This is a genomic window from Novosphingobium oxfordense, from assembly GCF_044029435.1.
GTDB lineage: Bacteria > Pseudomonadota > Alphaproteobacteria > Sphingomonadales > Sphingomonadaceae > Novosphingobium.
In genome coordinates this window covers 3,653,953-3,670,900 of record NZ_CP147005.1, presented here as the reverse complement: position 1 = coordinate 3,670,900, position 16,948 = coordinate 3,653,953, and the positions used below count along the sequence as shown (strand labels likewise).

The 16,948-nt window shown below is 55.5% G+C and carries 12 protein-coding genes and 4 pseudogenes; 4 read left to right on the top strand and 12 right to left on the bottom strand.

Features of this window, described 5'->3' with window-relative positions; all coding sequences use genetic code 11:
* Positions 1–31 precede the first annotated feature (31 nt).
* Together WBP07_RS17405 and WBP07_RS17400 are read left to right on the top strand one after the other, a co-directional pair.
* Positions 32–1,570: an arylsulfatase gene (locus WBP07_RS17405; RefSeq protein WP_395392894.1), complete on the top strand. Its 1,539-nt coding sequence runs from the start codon at positions 32–34 to the stop codon at positions 1,568–1,570.
* A gap of 456 nt (positions 1,571–2,026) precedes the next feature.
* Positions 2,027–2,260, top strand: a pseudogene (locus WBP07_RS17400) (transposase); the annotation flags it as partial.
* Positions 2,261–3,118: 858 nt separating this feature from the next.
* Here the strand turns inward: WBP07_RS17400 and rfbA are convergent.
* From rfbA to rfbC, 4 genes are read right to left on the bottom strand one after another with little or no spacing between them, the layout of a single operon-like run.
* Positions 3,119–3,988, bottom strand: coding sequence for a glucose-1-phosphate thymidylyltransferase RfbA (gene rfbA / locus WBP07_RS17395; protein WP_395392893.1), 870 nt, complete (start codon positions 3,986–3,988; stop codon positions 3,119–3,121).
* Positions 3,985–4,881: a dTDP-4-dehydrorhamnose reductase gene (rfbD, locus tag WBP07_RS17390; protein WP_395392892.1), complete on the bottom strand. Its 897-nt coding sequence runs from the start codon at positions 4,879–4,881 to the stop codon at positions 3,985–3,987. Before rfbD ends, rfbA begins: the two co-directional genes overlap by 4 nt.
* A gap of 33 nt (positions 4,882–4,914) precedes the next feature.
* Positions 4,915–5,967, bottom strand: a complete 1,053-nt coding sequence (gene rfbB, locus WBP07_RS17385) for a dTDP-glucose 4,6-dehydratase (RefSeq protein ID WP_395392891.1) — start codon at positions 5,965–5,967, stop codon at positions 4,915–4,917.
* 14 nt (positions 5,968–5,981) lie between these two features.
* A complete protein-coding gene (gene rfbC, locus WBP07_RS17380) occupies positions 5,982–6,545 on the bottom strand; it encodes a dTDP-4-dehydrorhamnose 3,5-epimerase (protein WP_395392889.1) in 564 nt (187 codons plus the stop codon).
* 316 nt (positions 6,546–6,861) lie between these two features.
* Here rfbC and WBP07_RS17375 point away from each other — a divergent pair, with 316 nt between their 5' ends.
* Positions 6,862–8,682, top strand: a complete 1,821-nt coding sequence (locus WBP07_RS17375) for a hypothetical protein (RefSeq protein ID WP_395392888.1) — start codon at positions 6,862–6,864, stop codon at positions 8,680–8,682.
* A 229-nt stretch (positions 8,683–8,911) separates the two neighbouring features.
* Here the strand turns inward: WBP07_RS17375 and tnpC are convergent.
* The 3 genes and pseudogenes from tnpC to tnpA form a co-directional block, all read right to left on the bottom strand.
* A pseudogene (tnpC, locus tag WBP07_RS17370) lies at positions 8,912–10,438 on the bottom strand (IS66 family transposase).
* A 154-nt stretch (positions 10,439–10,592) separates the two neighbouring features.
* A pseudogene (tnpB, locus tag WBP07_RS17365) lies at positions 10,593–10,879 on the bottom strand (IS66 family insertion sequence element accessory protein TnpB).
* Between the two features lie 62 nt (positions 10,880–10,941).
* The gene (gene tnpA / locus WBP07_RS17360; protein ID WP_395392886.1) at positions 10,942–11,307 is read right to left on the bottom strand and encodes an IS66-like element accessory protein TnpA; all 366 of its coding nucleotides are present in this window, start codon (positions 11,305–11,307) and stop codon (positions 10,942–10,944) included.
* A gap of 145 nt (positions 11,308–11,452) precedes the next feature.
* Between tnpA and WBP07_RS17355 the strand changes: the two are divergent.
* Positions 11,453–11,806, top strand: a pseudogene (locus tag WBP07_RS17355) (transposase); the annotation flags it as partial.
* Between the two features lie 47 nt (positions 11,807–11,853).
* Here the strand turns inward: WBP07_RS17355 and WBP07_RS17350 are convergent.
* From WBP07_RS17350 to WBP07_RS17330, 5 genes are read right to left on the bottom strand one after another with little or no spacing between them, the layout of a single operon-like run.
* On the bottom strand, positions 11,854–13,098 hold the full coding sequence (locus WBP07_RS17350; RefSeq protein WP_395392885.1) for a hypothetical protein: 1,245 nt from the start codon (positions 13,096–13,098) through the stop codon (positions 11,854–11,856).
* A gap of 10 nt (positions 13,099–13,108) precedes the next feature.
* Positions 13,109–13,678, bottom strand: coding sequence for an acyltransferase (locus WBP07_RS17345; protein WP_395392884.1), 570 nt, complete (start codon positions 13,676–13,678; stop codon positions 13,109–13,111).
* The gene (locus WBP07_RS17340) at positions 13,675–14,976 is read right to left on the bottom strand and encodes a glycosyltransferase (RefSeq protein WP_395392883.1); all 1,302 of its coding nucleotides are present in this window, start codon (positions 14,974–14,976) and stop codon (positions 13,675–13,677) included. The genes WBP07_RS17345 and WBP07_RS17340 overlap by 4 nt, the downstream gene beginning before the upstream one ends.
* Entirely contained in the window at positions 14,976–15,863 is an 888-nt protein-coding gene (locus tag WBP07_RS17335) for a glycosyltransferase (protein WP_395392882.1), read from the bottom strand. Before WBP07_RS17335 ends, WBP07_RS17340 begins: the two co-directional genes overlap by 1 nt.
* A gap of 10 nt (positions 15,864–15,873) precedes the next feature.
* On the bottom strand, positions 15,874–16,944 hold the full coding sequence (locus tag WBP07_RS17330; protein ID WP_395392881.1) for a hypothetical protein: 1,071 nt from the start codon (positions 16,942–16,944) through the stop codon (positions 15,874–15,876).
* Between the last annotated feature and the right edge of the window lie 4 nt (positions 16,945–16,948).

The following is a 16,948-nucleotide window of genomic DNA, read 5'->3' as shown; positions in this document are numbered from 1 at the left end:
TCCCGTCGGCCATAACCGACGGAGACGAATCATGCCGAATGGAAAGCCGAACATCCTCGTCATCTGGGGCGACGATATCGGGATCACCAATCTCAGCTGCTACAGCCACGGCCTGATGGGTTACGAGACCCCCAACATAGATCGCATCGCCAAGGAAGGCATGATGTTCACCGATTCCTACGGCGAACAGAGCTGCACGGCGGGCCGATCCTCCTTCATCACCGGGCAGAGCGTCTATCGCACCGGGCTTTCCAAGGTCGGCCGCCCCGGCGGGCGCGAAGGGCTGCTACCGGAAACCGTCACCATCGCCGATCTGCTGAAGAACCATGGCTACGCCACCGGCCAGTTCGGCAAGAACCACCTGGGAGACCGCAACGAGTTCCTCCCCACCGTCCATGGCTTCGACGAATTCTACGGCAACCTCTACCACCTGAATGCCGAGGAAGAGCCGGAGATGGACGACTATTACCCGGAAAAGGACTTCCCCAACATCCGCAACAAGATCGGCCCGCGCGGCGTGCTGCATTGCTGGGCGCAGGAGGCGGACGATGCCACCGAGGAAAAGCGCTGGGGCCGCATCGGCAAGCAGAAGATCAAGGATACCGGCCCGCTGACCAAGAAGCGCATGGAAACCTGCGACGACGATTTCGTCGACAAGGCCAGCGCCTTCATCCGCAAGGCCAAGGCGGACGATCAGCCGTTCTTTGTATGGCTGAACACCACGCACATGCACATGTTCACCCACACCAAGCCGGAGAGCAAAGGGCAGGCAGGGCGCTGGCAATCGCCCTACCACGACACCATGATCGACCATGACAAGAACGTCGGCCAGATGCTGGACCTGCTCGACGAGCTTGGCATCGCCGACGATACTTTCGTCATGTACTCAACGGACAACGGTCCGCACCGCAACAGCTGGCCCGATGCCGCCACCACACCTTTCCGCAGCGAAAAGGATACCAACTGGGAAGGTGCCTTCCGTGTACCGCTGGCGGTGCGCTGGCCGGGCAAGGTTCCAGCGGGATCGATCTCGCACGGGATCGTCCAGCATCACGACTGGCTGCCGACGTTCCTGGAAATGGCGGGCGAGGCCGATGTCAGCGAGAAACTGAAGAAAGGCCATCAGGCCAACGGCAAGAGCTTCAAGAACCATATCGACGGCATCAGCATGCTCGGCCACATCACCGGCAAGGAGAAGGAAAGCCCGCGCAAGCTGTTCTTCTACTTCAGCGACGATGGGGATGTGCTGGCCCTGCGCTACGACAACTGGAAGGTCGTGTTCATGGAACAGCGCTGCCAAGGCACGCTGCAAATCTGGGCGGAGCCATTCACGACCCTACGCCTGCCCAAGCTGTTCAACCTTCGAACCGATCCGTTCGAATATGCCGACATCACGTCGAACAGTTACTACGAATGGTTCCTCTACCACGACTACATCCTGTTCGGAGCCTTCGGCCTGGCGGATCAGTTCGTGGCTACATTCAAGGAATTTCCCAGAGTGCAAGCGCCAGGCAGCTTCACGATCAACGATGCCTTGGTGAAGTTGAACGCCATACAAGTGGCCGACTGACAAAACCGAAGGGAGCGGCCAATTCCCGCCGCTCCCGCATCGGTGGCCTTTCGGGCACGCCGAACGGTCCGCGCCGATCTGCGCATCAAGCTGGTGAAGGGAATCGCAACGCTTACCCACGCGATTGATTTTCAAGAAAATGCTGCGTTGCAACAAAATTTTAGGCCCCATGGTGGGCCCCATTCCCTGTTCATAAATCGGGTTCGAAGCATAAACAGGAATCGCTGGTCCCCCTCAACTTATGAACTGCAATCTTACTCTATGAGTTCGCGTAAATTGCGACCGCCTACGGCGAACCAGTTCGCAAGGACTTGGCGTTGCGCGTTCGCACAGAGCAAATTATGGCGGAGCAATCCGTGCAATATTCTTCGTCAATGTCGCCATGTCGACGCTTCGATCTGCTGATATGATCTGGCTCCCGTTTCGTCCGGACACCCTCAGGCATAGCATGGAGGCTTGGGGCTATTCCCTGAGCACGTGCCTATGTCTGGACAAGAGGTTGTCGCTGATGGCGGACATCCCCGTTTCTGGTCGGCTGCGGAGAAGCTGAGAATCGTAAAGAACACACTGGACGGCAGCGTCAACTTGTCGGTGGTTGTGCGGCGCAATGGCGTCTCGGCCAATCTGCTGTATCGTTGGCGCCGACTGACGCTCGAAGGAAGCAGTGTTCCGGTGACTAGCGATGGCGACGCACGGTACGCCTCTGCGTGATCAACCCAGGGCCTCTTTATAAGGCCTCGTCACACCAACGCCTGAGAACTTGGCGTCGAAGCTTGCCCTATCAATCCGATGTCCGAATGGTCATCTTGTGACTTTAGTTTGACGCTAATACCCAAATCTCAGGTTTGGCGACACTCCAGCGCAATGGGAAACAAATACCAATTTAATTAATGTTAATTACCTCAATAAATCCATGCAATCTGAATCTTAATATCTAATTTCCCTTGCGATGGTTAACTATTTTTAATTTTCATATACCGCTCAATACCATTGAATAAGGGTTATATATCTTCAATGACCATACTTTGTAGAAAAATCTATTGATTTCAGAAGGTTCATTCTGGATCTGAGTCGGTATTGACCATTCTTTCAGTTCTGCATTATTCGGAAGAAAAGGTGGGTCGCGAAGGGGTTTGATCGTGGATAGAGAGTTGATCGCTTATGGGCTGATCGCAATTTCGGTGGCTGGCGTCGGAATCTGGTCGAGCATCGCGTGGCGTAAGCATAAACGCAAAAAGCTTAGGCTCCGGGGCATCAAGACCCACGTTCGCTGAGTTGGCGATGACATCCTTGTATCCTGGGAGAATGGATAAACAGGTACCGATATCCCCAGCCGAAGTGGAGGCGAAGGAGCTAGAGCGCATTGGCCGACGCCCAGCAAACCGGCATGCCGTAAGCTGATCGCTGGATTTCCCATCCTCAAGATGAGCTTCGCCATGCACATGTGAGCTCGCCGGAAGGGCTCGGCTTGCAGTCACTAATGGCGGAAGCCCGCAACAATGTGCTGCGCAAGCATGGTGAAAGCCCAGCAATGGGGTAGTCGGGGGCCTAACGCCCCTCGACAGCTTTCAAGATCGCACGCCCGTAAGCGGTTTTTTTGAAGCGTTCTCCTGCTTGACGCGCTTGTTCAGCAGAGATGAAGCCCATCTCGAATGCAATCTCCTCGAGGCAGGCAATCTGAATACCCTGGCGATGTTGGAGGGTTCGAACGAATTCCCCAGCTTCCAACAGACTGTCGTGCGTACCGGTGTCTAGCCAGGCATAGCCACGGCCCATCTGTTCGACGTACAGATCACCGGCTTCCATATAGAGGCGGTTGAGGTCCGTGATTTCCAGTTCGCCGCGTGCTGATGGCTTCAGATTACGGGCAAGCTCCACAACGCGGTTGTCGTAAAAATAGAGACCGGTCACTGCATGGTTGGATTTAGGCTGCGCCGGCTTTTCCTCGAGGCTGATGGCACGGCCGCCTTCACCAAATTCAACCACGCCATACCGCTCCGGATCCTCCACACGGTAGCTGAATACCGTCGCGCCCGTCTTGCGTTCGACTGCGCTCACCAGCAGGTCGGTCAGGTTGGCACCGAAGAAGATGTTGTCGCCCAGGACTAACGCCACGTTATCGTCGCCGATAAAGTCTGCGCCTATCGTAAACGCTTGAGCCAGGCCGTCAGGGCTTGGTTGTTCGGCATACTCAATGTTCAATCCGAACGCAGATCCATCACTGAACAGGCGTTGGTAATTGTCTAGATATTCTGGGCTTGAGATAATAAGAATTTCGCGAATGCCCGCCAGCATAAGAACGCTAAGCGGGTAATAGATCATCGGCTTGTCGTAGACAGGAAGTAACTGCTTGTTAACGGCAAGCGTAGCCGGATGGAGCCGCGTGCCAGTGCCTCCGGCGAGAATGATGCCCTTCATTTACGTACTCCGATGAGTTCGTCGAGAATATCGCTGAGCGCTTCTGGCCAAGGTCGCGGTGTGATGCTGTACCCATTGCAGATCGCGTTGTGGCTTAGGAGTGAATTGGCCGGTCGCCGTGCAGGTGTGGGATAGTCCGCAGTGGTGATTGGCGCGACGTTGGCAGTAGGCCCACCGCGTTCGCCCGACTGACGGAATATCTCCGTCGCGAAGCCAGCCCAGGTTACGGTCCCGGCATTGCTAAAATGGAAGGTGCCGGTAGGGGCAGATTCATCTTCAACCAGGCGAACCGTAATTGTCATCAGTGCCTGAGCCAGATCTGCAGCGCTGGTGGGAGAGCCATGCTGGTCGTCGACGACGCTCAGCGTATCGCGGCCTTCGCTGACGCGCAGCATCGTCTTGATGAAGTTGTGGCCATGCGCCGATACCACCCATGCAGTGCGTACGATCGCGTGGCGAGCACCGGATGTCCGCACCGCCAGCTCGCCGCCCAGCTTGGAGGCCCCGTAGACGCCTAGCGGTGCGACAGGGTCGTCTACTTCCCATGCTCCGGCTTTGTTGCCGGCGAACACATAGTCAGTCGATACCTGAACAAACGGAATTCCGGCCTTGGCGCACGCCTCGCCGAAGGCCGCCGGAGCCATCGCATTGATGGCCCAAGCGCTTACGATGTCGCTCTCAGCCTTGTCTACAGCGGTATAGGCCGCGCCGTTGATGACAGCTGCCCAGTCGCGCTCTGCCACTTTGGCAGCGATCGCAGCGGTGTCGCGCAAGTCGAGCGTATGGCGGCCAACTGCTACGACTTCCCAGCCTTCAGGCCATGTGCAACGCTGAAGTTCCGTGCCAAGCTGCCCATCGGCACCGGTAATGAGGATCGCGTACGGCTTCGTCACGAATTTCTCCGATTTGTAGATGTGTCGACAGTTCTACGCCACGACACCTCGACGTTCCGAAGCCTTGGCCGCCACCAGCGGGCGCCACCACGCTTCGTTTGCCAAGTACCATTCGACGGTCTTGCGAATGCCGGTTTCAAACGTTTCGACAGGCTTCCAGCCCAATTCGTCACCGATGCGCGTTGCGTCGATGGCATAGCGCTTGTCGTGTCCAGGGCGATCGGCAACCTCGATCATCTGATCGGCGTAAGGCTTGCCGTCTGTGCGAGGCCGAAGCTGGTCAAGGATGGCGCAGAGTGTTTTTACCACCTCGATATTCTGGCGTTCGTTATGGCCGCCGACATTGTAGGTGCGGCCGGGCTGACCCTGTTCGAACACCGCCTGCAGGGCACGCACATGATCCTCGACATAGAGCCAGTCGCGAACCTGATCGCCCTTGCCGTAGATTGGCAGCGGTTCACCATCGAGCGCCTTGGCGATCATCAGCGGGATCAACTTCTCGGGGAAGTGATAAGGCCCATAATTGTTCGAGCAGTTGGTGATTAGCACCGGCAGGCCGAAGGTGTGGCCCCAAGCGCTGACCAAGTGGTCGGATCCAGCCTTCGACGCCGAATAGGGCGAGCGCGGGTCATAAGGCGTTTCCTCGGTGAACAAACCGGTATCGCCCAGCGTTCCGTATACCTCATCTGTCGAGATATGGTGGAAGCGGAAAGCCGCCTTGGCTTCTTCATCCAGGCCCAGCCAATATGCGCGCGCTTCGGCGAGCATGGTGTAAGTGCCGACGACATTGGTCTGGACGAACGCGCCAGGACCGTCGATTGATCGATCGACATGGCTTTCGGCCGCCAAGTGGGTGATAACGTCCGGACGGAATGCCGCAATCTCCGCGCGGACCGCATCGGCATCGCAGATGTCGGCCTGCACGAAACGGTAGCGGTTGGAAGATGCCACGCGCTCGACCGTCGACAGCGTGCCGGCATAGGTCAGCTTGTCAAAATTGAGCACTTCATGCTCGGTATTCTCGATCAAGTGTCGAACAAGTGCCGAGCCGATGAAGCCGGCGCCGCCGGTTACGAAGATACGCATGGGTTTTGTGTCCTTCAGGCGAACGGCGCGAGTGGGCGGCCATCATAGGGGAAGGGGCTGTCGAATTCGGCAAGCGTTGGCTGTACCTTGTCCTTTGCGGACAATTCAGGCGCTGTACCATCAGGGAGCGGCCAGTCGATCCCGACACTGTCCCAGCGGATACCGCCATCATGGTCGGGCGCATAAATGTCCGAGCACTTGTAGGTGACTTCGCAATCGGGCTCCAGCGTCATGAAGCCGTGCGCGAAGCCGATGGGGATGAACAGTTGATGCCCGTTTTCCGCACTTAGTTCGGCACCGACCCAATGACCGTAAGTCGGGGACCCTTTACGGATATCGACGGCCACATCGAATATCCGCCCGCGAATGCAGCGCACCAGTTTGTCCTGCCCCTTGGGGGGGGTCTGAAAGTGCAGGCCACGGAGTGTGAAGGCGGGGACTGACAGCGAATGATTGTCCTGCACAAAGGTGCAGGTAATGCCTAATGTCGTGAATTTGGGCTCCGAGTATACCTCGGTGAACCAGCCACGGGTGTCGCCATGGCGCTTAGAACGGATGAGTTGAACAGGTGAGTGCATAGAGCCTTCAAATAACTTCGAGACCGAGCAGCTGCAATCGGTCAGACATGGTGGTGTTTACATGGCTTGTTAGGGCGAAAGGAAACCGCCTTCAAACGTTATGTCTGCATGTTTGCGCTAGATGATACACAGTATCCTAGCGCAGCCTTGGCCGCAGGTTGGTTCTCGGCGACCGAGACTGATCAAGGAAGCAAAGGGACAATGGGCCGGAATTAATTCCCGGACACTGACCACCCGAGCTCCATCAAGCGCGCCACACCGACTTCAGCTGGCTCAAAATGCACGCCAAAAATGTTTCAGGCAGGCTGCGCGATGGATGCCTGAATACGCACCAATTCTTGTTCATTGGACGATCCCAAGAGCAAGATTCGAGGGCATGGCGAAAGCCACGCCTCACACGCCTACGGGATTCACGCCACTTGGCGATTTTAGTTCATCGACCGGCGGCAAAATTGGTACAGGATCAATCAATCTGAGGCAAAAATCATCACGACGAGGACCTATGAAATCCAGCTCCGACGCTCAGAACATGCGGTTATCTTCCGAAGCCGGCTTGGATGCCGCCCACACCCACCTGTCGCGAAGAGCGCTAGTGGGGGGGGCTGTCGGAGCGGCGATGGTTTCACCGTCATCGCATGCGCAGCCAGGTACAGCGTCGGGCAGTCAGGATGTCGAGGCGCAAGGAGCTTTTAAACTGAGCACCGATGGCACCGTTACGCGAAGTATAGTGAGCAAATTGCGTGAACAGGTGTCGGTACTAGACTATATTCCATCGGAACATCACGCGGCGATAAGATCCGGCGATTCACGATTTGACTGTGCCAATGCATTTCAGCAAGCCATCAACGAAAACCTTACGATCACTGTTCCCGATGGCACCTATCTGGTTGGCACCACAATACGTGAAAAAACCAATGGTGGCGCCCGCAGTATTATCGGTCAAAGTCGCCTGAACACCCGCATCATGGCTGCTCCGAATCTAGCTCATCAAGGGATGCCGATTTTTTGGTTCGGCAACAATAGCGGTCATGGCAATTATCGCCTACGGTTCCAGCATCTCTCACTGAATGGGGCTGGTGATCAAACCAACGGCGCGGGTGGCGCGATCGGTATCCGTGCACAGGAATGCGGGACCAGCGTGATTGGTGATCTGTACATTTCGCGATGCCAAATCGCAATCGACGCCATCGGTTGCATCGGAGCATCGTTCGGCGGGGAGAAAACGGAGATAATGGCTTGTGAGCAGGGGCTTTGGCATAGCGCCCCGAACTCAGGGAAGCCGACTGGTCCTGATGACATCACATTGACCGCCAGCCCCCTTTCTCTGAAGGATAATGCAAACCGGGCTAGCAACTTCTGGTTTTCCAAAGTTGCCCGGCCTGTCCGGCTCATGGGAGGGCTGTCACACCTTGGCCATGTCGTACTCCAGTCGTGCGGCAGCGGTACTTCTGACGATCTAATCCATCTCCTTAGCGCGAATGAGAGCTATGATTATGGGGGCGGCCCAACGCTGTCCGACATATGGTGCGAAGGTGGCAATTACAGATCCATCATCCGGGTGGAGCACACCCGGGATGCACGTATTCGTAAAATATTCCTGTCAGGCGCCGGCACGACGAGTGAACAAGGCATCGTCGTGATTAATTCCAAAGGATGTCGCGTTGATGATGTCGCCGCTCGCGGTTCCTGGCTTCGCTCGCCGACCGAGGAACGCTCTGGAAATCACTGGCTTCATGTAGATTCCACATCGTCGGGCGGCGTCTTCGGCCCATTCTATTTCACTCAAAACAGTTGCACCTATTACATTGATCGCACTGCGCCCCGCCACAATCACATCATCATCGACAATCATCGCGCAGATACAACGACCCAAGGTATTATTGTCGGACCCATCCAGATATCCGGCAGCACGATCCAGAAAGATCCCGCTATTCAAGCAAAAATCGATCTCCAGATCCACGATTTCGATGTGTACGCCGAGCATGAATTGCGCGTGCAGAATAAGCGTGTGGTCGGCCCGCAACAGCCGGCTATCGCCGACGCGAAGGGAGGAAGGACGATAGATGCAGAAGCCCGGACAGCACTCCACGCCATCCTGAGCAGCCTCCGCCAGCATGGACTAATTTCCTCCGAATAACTGAGAGGCTGTTTGGAAACTCGGTGCCGGGGGTTGTCGAGGGGCTCTGCGCCTGATTCAGGCTCTGCATGTGGATTCGGCAGAGCCGATGGAGGACGCCAGTCCGAGCACGGCGGTGATCGGGAGCCGGTCAATCAAGGCACCATCGGCAGAAAAAAGTGTAAGCGGTAAAAATCCCCCACGTGGCGGCGGAGCCACCCCGTCAGGTTTGGCGATGTCATTTCGGTGATCAAGCAGCGGTGACGACGTTGCTCATTTCGAACATCGTTTGCCCGGCGTTTGTATTGACCCAGTTGTATGGGAGCAGATCGTCGATCGGATCGGTGTCGGAGCGGCTGATAACTCGGGCGAGTACATCCGAGAGGTAGGCGTAGGGCTCGAGGTCCAGCATCTTGCAGGTTTCGACCAGCGAGGCGATCGCCGCCCAATTTTCGGCGCCGAGTTGGTGGCCGGCGAACAACGCATTTTTTCTCTGGAGAGTCACTGGCCTGATGGCACGTTCGGCGGCGTTGTTGTCGAGCTCGATCCGTCCGTCGTCGAGGAACCGGCTGAAGCCCGCCCAACGTTTCAGCGCATATTTCATCGCGTCGCTTGTCGCCGAGCCAGCCATGATGCGGGGGCTGATGGCAGTGAACCAAGCATGGAGGCTATCGATCAGCGGACGGCTTCGCTCCTGCCGTACAGCAAGGCGCTCCTCGGGCGAGCGACCACGGATGTCCTTTTCGATTCCGTAGATCCTGGCGATGCGCTGCAACGCATCCTGCGCGATCGGAGCATCACTGCCCGCATCGACAAACTTACGTCGCAGGTGCGCCCAGCAGTAGGATTTCCAGACGCCAGCATTGGCGCGGTCATCCTTGCCGAACTGGTCGTAGGCTTGCCAGGCATCGACCTGCAGGATGCCGTGGTAGGCTCCCAGCAGCTGCCTGGCCCACATGGCCCCGCGGCCGGGCATATAGGTGTAGAGCGCCAGCGGCGGATCGGCACCGCCATGGGCCCGGTCGTCACAGACGATGACCCACATGTAGCCGGTTTTGGTCTTGCCGGTCCCCGGTGCCAGCACCTTGACGGTGGTTTCGTCGACGAACAGCCGTGATCGTGCAAGTGCATCCACGCGCATCCGGTCGACGATCGGCTGCAGCGCCGCAATGCCCCGGCCGACCCAGTTGGCCAGCGTGGCGCGGCTGATCTCGATGCCCTGCCGCACGAAGATCTTCGACTGGCGATAAAGCGGAAGGTGGTCGCAGTACTTGTTGATGAGAACATCGGCGATCAGCGCTTCTGTCGGCAAGCCGCCCGGCACCACGCGCGCCGGTGCCGGAGCCTGGTGTACGCCATCGGTACAGCACCGGCACGCATAGCGCGGCCGGATCGTCACCATGACGCGGTGCTGCGCTGGGATGATGTCGAGCCGTTCCGCACGGTCCTCACCGACCTTGTGCAGCGCGCCGCCACAGGCGCATTCCAGGCTGTCGGGTTCGATCACCACCTCGAAGCGCGGCAGATGCGCCGGCAGCGATGCGCGCTGTGTGTCGGCGGGCCGGCGTTTGCGAGGCACGAGGCCATGACGCTCGATTTCTTCGTCTGTCTTATCCTGCAGGCCCTAGGCCTCACCAAGGGCCACGGCCTGGTCTTCCAGCGCGAGTGCGAGCTGATCGACAGGAAGCTTCTCCGACCGCTTGCCGAAGGTCGTGCGGTTGATCAGTTTGAGGATATGCTCGAGCCGCGCTGCGCGGGCGCGCTCGGCCAGCAGCATCGCCTTGAGCTGCTCGACGTCGTCGGGAAGCTCGTCGTATCCGGCTTCTGCGCCGGTCGCTGCGGGGAGTTCTGGGTGCGCCGCCACGCCTGCATTCTAGCGGATTTTGCCTCGCGAGGAACAGCCTTGCGCCAAGCAGAATCAGGCATGCGGCCTACTGCGCATGGATCGGTTTGGGCACGCGCGGCACGTGCACGCGCGACCAGTCCAACCCCTCGATCAACGCCGAGGCTTGCGCCGCTGACAGCTTCATCACCCCGTCTCCCGGGCGTGGCCAACGGAACTTCCCATCGTGCAAGCGCTTCGTCACCAGCACCAGCCCGGTGCCGTCCCAGACCAGGAGTTTGATCCGGTCCGCTCTGCGGCCCGGAAGATAAACAGCATACCTGAGAAGGGATCGAGCCTGAGCTCGCGCTCGACCAGCGAGGCAAGGCCCACCATTCCTTTCCTGAAGTCCACGGGCTGCGTTGCGACCAGTACCTTCAGGGGGCCGGGCGGGATGATCACGCGCCCACCCGCGCGGCCAACAACACCCGCTCGATGTGATCCGCGCTCACGTCGGGAGGGATGCGGATCAACAGCCCGCTTGCCTCGACGACGATCTGGCCGCTGACTGGTGGCACTGCCGCGCTGGACAGTTCGTCGACCTTCCCACGCTCGACCATTGCCGGCACAAAGGTCATCGCCTCCGCGCGCTCCCGCAATCCGCGCCGCCATGTGTACAACTGCTGGGGAAACAGCCCGTGGCGGCGCGCCACCGCTGACACATTGGCACCCGGCTCCAGGCTTTCCGCGATGATCTGCGCCCGCGCCTCGGGCGTCCAGTGCCGCTTGCCCCGCGGGCTTTCGATCACGTCAAGCCGCTGCACCTGACCCGGGGCGCTCGTTTCGAAACATGTTTCGAAATCAGTTTCATCACTCACTGGTAACCTCGCCGTTCATTGCGACGAAACTACCAACCTCGGAGCTTCTGAAAATGTGGGGGATTTTGACCGCTTACAAAAAAGTGAGCTTGACGCAGGCAAGAAGGTTATCGGATGCGAACGGCACATTGCCGTCGATACCGGTAGACGGCTCCTACTGGTCAACCTGACCATTGCAGAGATTTCGGACAGCGCAACCGCCCAGAGTATCCTCGATGGCATCGGCAAACGCTCGCCCCGGATCAAACTTCTCTTCGCCGATGCCGCTTATGACCGCCTTAAGGCAAACTATCTGGATTTCAACGTCGAGATCATCCGACGCAGCGATCAGCAGCAAGTCTTCAAGGTTCTGCCCCAACGATGGGTTCTCGAACAGACCTTTGACTGGATGCTCCGATAATGCCGATTGGTCCGCGATTACGAGAAGCGCATCGACGTCTCCTAGACCATGACCCTCGTCACTATCGGCGGCAATCTCCTACGCCAAAACGCTCACCCCTGACTTTCCAAACGAACTCTGAGGGAGCGAGAACCGGGCCAGAAATCACATGCCTTGGCGCGTATCAAAGCAATATAAACGAAATACAATATAGACGACCACACAGAAAATACGATATAGTAATTTACAGAACGTATAAAAAATAGCGAAACTGCTAAAATTGTCGTCCTTACAACATCAACAGCCAAAAAATACGCCTCTTTTTTAAGCGGCAACCTTACGTTGGCCACGGTATTGATAGCAACCTGACCTATCGTTACAAGAGAAAGTGGGATAATCATGTAGGGATTTGAAATATTGAGAACGCGACTCAATAAAACAACAGCTACAATCACAAATGGTAACAAGAACGAATAAAGCATCGCACTGCGCAACATGGCATGACGTGTTATGCGCCAGATATCTCTGCCGGGCGTGACCGAATTGCGCACTAGTGCAAAGGTATCAGCAAGATACGAATGGCCGTAAGCCTGTCGGATCAATGTGATTGGACCGGTCAAAAGGCGCATGACGAAACCAAAGTCGGCAACAAATGCCGCCGACTGGGTTGCCGAGGCAATAACTACGGGTATGTTGGCGTAGACGGTATTGACCATCACGGCAGCAGTCAGTGCGATGCTTCGCTTTAACATAGTGACTGACGGGACGCCCAAGGCTATTCGACCCGGAACGTTTATTATTGCCATCGCTAGCCAGAGAAGAATTGGCGCAGCTACCCCTATTGCGTATACAAAAAAAACAGCACTGCGGCCAATGCCACTCCATACTATTATAGCTAGAAGAACAAGAATTACGGTTTGGATGAATCTTGTCGCTACGAGTTCGATTACGCGACCCATCTGAACGCAAAGAAAAGATTGAGCCTCAATCATCCCGAACCCGAAGGCTAAAACATAAGACATCGGCGATATATCAATAGACAAATCGAATACTGATAATATCAGTTTCAGAAAAACTGCGCATACACTTAACGTCACAACCGAAATCGCGAGTGTCGAAAAAAGTACTTCTTTATCAACCTCACCTTTGGATTCGAACAATAAGAGCTCGAAGCGAAGGGTTGCAACGGATCCGATGATTGATGCAATCGATATCTGAGTTATGAAAAATGCAAAATGCTCATGCCCCAAGATAGGTTTGAGGACTATCAGCATCAAAAAAGAAGCTGCCTGAAAAATGAGGCTCCCTAAAGCCATGCCTCCGGCGTTCGACCGGAAACGCGAGACTATCGACTGCATCTTCTACGCTCTATCTTCGGGGTAGATACACGGGACGATGATATGCGCCCGCTTCGTCTAATTTCTGGTAATGCTCTAGGTCGCGATGGCCGATCGGCTGCGCCTTGGGAGCGCCGACTATAGCACATTGAGGGATTTCACCAGCCACCACAGCACCAGCACCGATGATAGCGCCGTCACCGATGTGGGCTCCGGGGAGAATCGTCACATTAGCGCCAACCCACACGTTTCGCCCAATGAAGACTGGGCGAAATACATTGGAATGGTCGAAAGGTAGTTCACTGCCTCGATGATCATGATTGCGCGTGTAAATGGTCACGTTGCGCGCGAAAATCGTGTTATCACCTATCGTTAACCCGCCTTCACAGACCCAATATGCGCCCGAATTAACATGGACATTATGACCTATCTCAAGTTTCGAAATATTGGTGAAACGCCCATGTCCCGCAAATTTTATCGAACCACACTTGCCTGCCTTCCGAGAAAGGTAGGACTCCAGAGTCCATGCCCAATAGCGCGATACAGCAATTGCTATGACCCGATTAATATAATGAAAAAATAACCCGAGATTAACACTCATGCCAATTTCCGACCGGCGCAATATTGGAACATATCTTCAGTCGAACCTTCAAGGTTCTTGTATAGCTGCACCAAACGGTCAGCATTGGCTGTCAGTGAAAAATCGTTTCGGGCTTCACGCGAAATACGCAGCCTGTCTCTTGCTTGATCCAACAATTTCGCAACGGTTTCGGCGCACGGGCCAGCTTCGGGATCATATGCTGCACCAGCATTCCGTGCGAGGGCATATTCCCGCACGCCGCCACAATAACGGTTCACTAGCAAAGGCAGGCCAACAGCCAAATACTCAGCTGATTTCGTTGCGAATACCGGCTCAGCCAGTTCGCGCTCAAAAGCGGTTTTTGGGGTGCGATAGCTTAAAATGGAAATGTCAGCGCCTTGCAGCAACTGCACGGTTTCCGCTGGTGCGCTTGCCGAAGTGAAGGTGATGGCATCCACCAGATCCGCCCGGCCGAAGGCAGCAAGACTGCTCTTTAGGGCACTATGATCCGATTTGGTGATCAGCAGCAGCCGCGCTCCGGGACAATGATCGCGGAATCCAGCAAAAGCCAGCCAGAGATTTTCCGGTTGGTGCCAGCTATTCTCTGCGAGATAGCCGGCATATGCTAGCACCGGTGCCCCAGCATCAAGACGGCTTGTGTCGGAAATCTTGTCCTCATTCAGGCCTCGCACTTCGGCGTTCAAATGTACGAGCGCCGTGCGTCGGGCACCCAGCACATCGAACCGGTCCTGCATGGGAGTTGATACGGCGTTTGAGAGATCGGCCGCCGCCAGCATCGCTTTCTCCGTATCTTTCCAGAAACGATATGCAGGCGAGCCATCCTTCCATCGGCCCGCCAGGCGCGCCTCTTCCGGCATGAGGGAACGTGCATCGAACACGATTTTTACTGGCAACCGGTATCGCGCTCGCACCTTAAGTGCAAAATGAGTGGCCACATACGAGCGGCATTGAATAATATCTGCGCCGAAATTTTGGATGTGTTTAGCGAGGAAGCGCTCATGGCCGGCGGTAAAGAGAGGCAATTGCCAAGGTTGAGGATGGACGCCGACAGGAGGAACTGCAAGCCGCCGAGTGACGAAGCCATCGCCCCCCAACCGACTTCGGATTGCCGAGATTTGGCGATGGTAGTGCCATTTCTCGCGTACCATCCCAGAATGGATCAGCGGAAATCCAGCCAGCAGTCCCGCACGTTCAATTTCAGGATGGCGCTGAAGCGCGGCAACCACTTCAACAACCTGCCCACCATATACCGACGAGAGGCGCGGCACCTCCCCCCAACTCATGTACAGCACACGCATTACCGCTTCTTCCCGATTGCCATTGCCATCAACAACAGCGTGATTGCACAGGCTTCAGACAACCGCCGGCGATATTCTCGACTATGAGCTAAGAGCTTGCCCCAGGACTTGACCTCAGGCTTGCGCAAATATTCCAGCAGCGCGTTTGAGGCGCCTGTAAGTTTGCCTACTGCCAAGATCTGCGAGCGGTACCAGCCATTGCTAACAAGGTCGAGGCGGGCGAGCCGCGCGCGCAAGCCCGCCGCGGCGCCCACAACATTGCTTTCATGCTGCCGGTAATCAAGGCCTGCAGTAGCATCTATCAGCCAAGGCATAGATGCTTCTCGAAAATAAGCGTAGAACAGCCAGTCATGCCTTTCGATGCCGCCCAGCGTTTCAGTGTCCGCCTTGTTCAATTGCATACGCAGAAAATTGGCTGCTTTCGCAGGAAAAACGAAGGTGCTTCCCGGGCCCGCACTCTCTAGCAGATAATCGAAGCGGCGGAGCGGCTGGCTTTTACGAATATAGCGTCGGCGGCCATCCGGCCAGAAAGCCTGCACGTCCGATGAATAGCCGGCAAGATCGTGAGTTTCGATCGCGCGCACCGCCTTCGCCAGCTTATCCGGGAACCATCGATCATCCTGATCCGCCAGCGAGACATAATCGTAACCATCCCACTCTGCTTCCTGAACCAACCGAATGAAATTCTGCGCCGCTGAACGGCGGGGCGCGATGGGCAAAAGCGTGAGGCGTTCCCCTCCCTCGCAGCGAGCGACATTCACGGTATCATCGCCTGAACCATCATCCGATAGGAAGATATGGCAATCAACGCCTTCGCTGCGCAAGATCGACTGAATTTGTTCACCGATCCAATCAGCGCCATTATAGCTGGCGAGCAGCACGGCCACTTTAGGAACACTACCCATAAATAATTGTTGCCTGAACAAGATACACAACATTCATAACAATAGCATAAAAACAATACTTATTTTGATTATCTCTTGAATTGCACAAATATTTTATCAGAATGGGCAGCAAAAATACATAATACCTGAACGTCTGAATTGTCGGAACAAAGCTTATGACTAGAAAATATGTGAAAATGAATGCATATAAATAGGACTTCATGTCCTCATTCATTCGCTCTTTCCACAGCCACTTACCGCCAACGAGAATGACAAGGAGATAGTCCACACCAATACCTAATATGGCATTGGTACCCCCAAGGTAAACAAACGAAACAAAAAGAAGACCAAGGCTGACTATCGGATTGTCATAATAATCAGTCAGACTTTGGCTAATATCACCGATAGTCGAGTCGCCACCAACGAATATATTGCTGGCCTCCACGTAAGGCCGAATGACTATCGCCACCACAAGAAGGACAATCATCATTCCAAGTGCGATTTGGGGTCGCCAACGAAAGCCCATAAGGCAGCCCAGATAAATCGTCAGCGAAACAAAGGACCTATCAATCAGTACCAAAGCGATAGAGGCAATGGTGTAAGGCCAGATCCGCTTTGAAGCCAGCGCGCCCACCATGACAAGAACAGAAAGCGTGCAAAATAGCGCCTGCTGATTTATACCGGTCATGTAAAAAAGATTTGCCGGCCAAATCAGTGACATCAAGTATAGGTTTTTATAATTAGAATCCTTTAATAAAAACACACCTAACAAAGCGGAAATAAGTATCATCGCCGCATTTACTAGCTTCATGTCGTAATAGCATTCATACCCACCTGTCATTCGGGCATGGAATACATTAGATAGATACGACATATCGCTTCCGTTCACATAGGAAACGATGCAATAATTCGTCGTGGCACGAGACAACAGGTCTAGATAAATATTTTCATCAATGCCGACACGGGAAACCTTATAGATTTCATCAGGCCAGTTGAGCGCCGGAAACAAGAAGGTCCATGCTAGCACGCCAATAGCGAACAGCAGAAACAAGCCCCATGGGCGATAGGCAGCTTTGAACGCCAATTGG

Bases quoted from the DNA above. Each gene is read 5' to 3' on its own strand.
- rfbC (WP_395392889.1), bottom strand. From the start codon at position 6,545: ATGCACTCACCTGTTCAACTCATCCGTTCTAAGCGCCATGGCGACACC.
- rfbA (WP_395392893.1), bottom strand. From the start codon at position 3,988: ATGAAGGGCATCATTCTCGCCGGAGGCACTGGCACGCGGCTCCATCCG.
- WBP07_RS17340 (WP_395392883.1), bottom strand. From the start codon at position 14,976: ATGCGTGTGCTGTACATGAGTTGGGGGGAGGTGCCGCGCCTCTCGTCG.
- WBP07_RS17405 (WP_395392894.1), top strand. From the start codon at position 32: ATGCCGAATGGAAAGCCGAACATCCTCGTCATCTGGGGCGACGATATC.
- WBP07_RS17345 (WP_395392884.1), bottom strand. From the start codon at position 13,678: ATGAGTGTTAATCTCGGGTTATTTTTTCATTATATTAATCGGGTCATA.
- rfbB (WP_395392891.1), bottom strand. From the start codon at position 5,967: ATGCGTATCTTCGTAACCGGCGGCGCCGGCTTCATCGGCTCGGCACTT.
- WBP07_RS17375 (WP_395392888.1), top strand. From the start codon at position 6,862: ATGCCTGAATACGCACCAATTCTTGTTCATTGGACGATCCCAAGAGCA.
- WBP07_RS17350 (WP_395392885.1), bottom strand. From the start codon at position 13,098: ATGCAGTCGATAGTCTCGCGTTTCCGGTCGAACGCCGGAGGCATGGCT.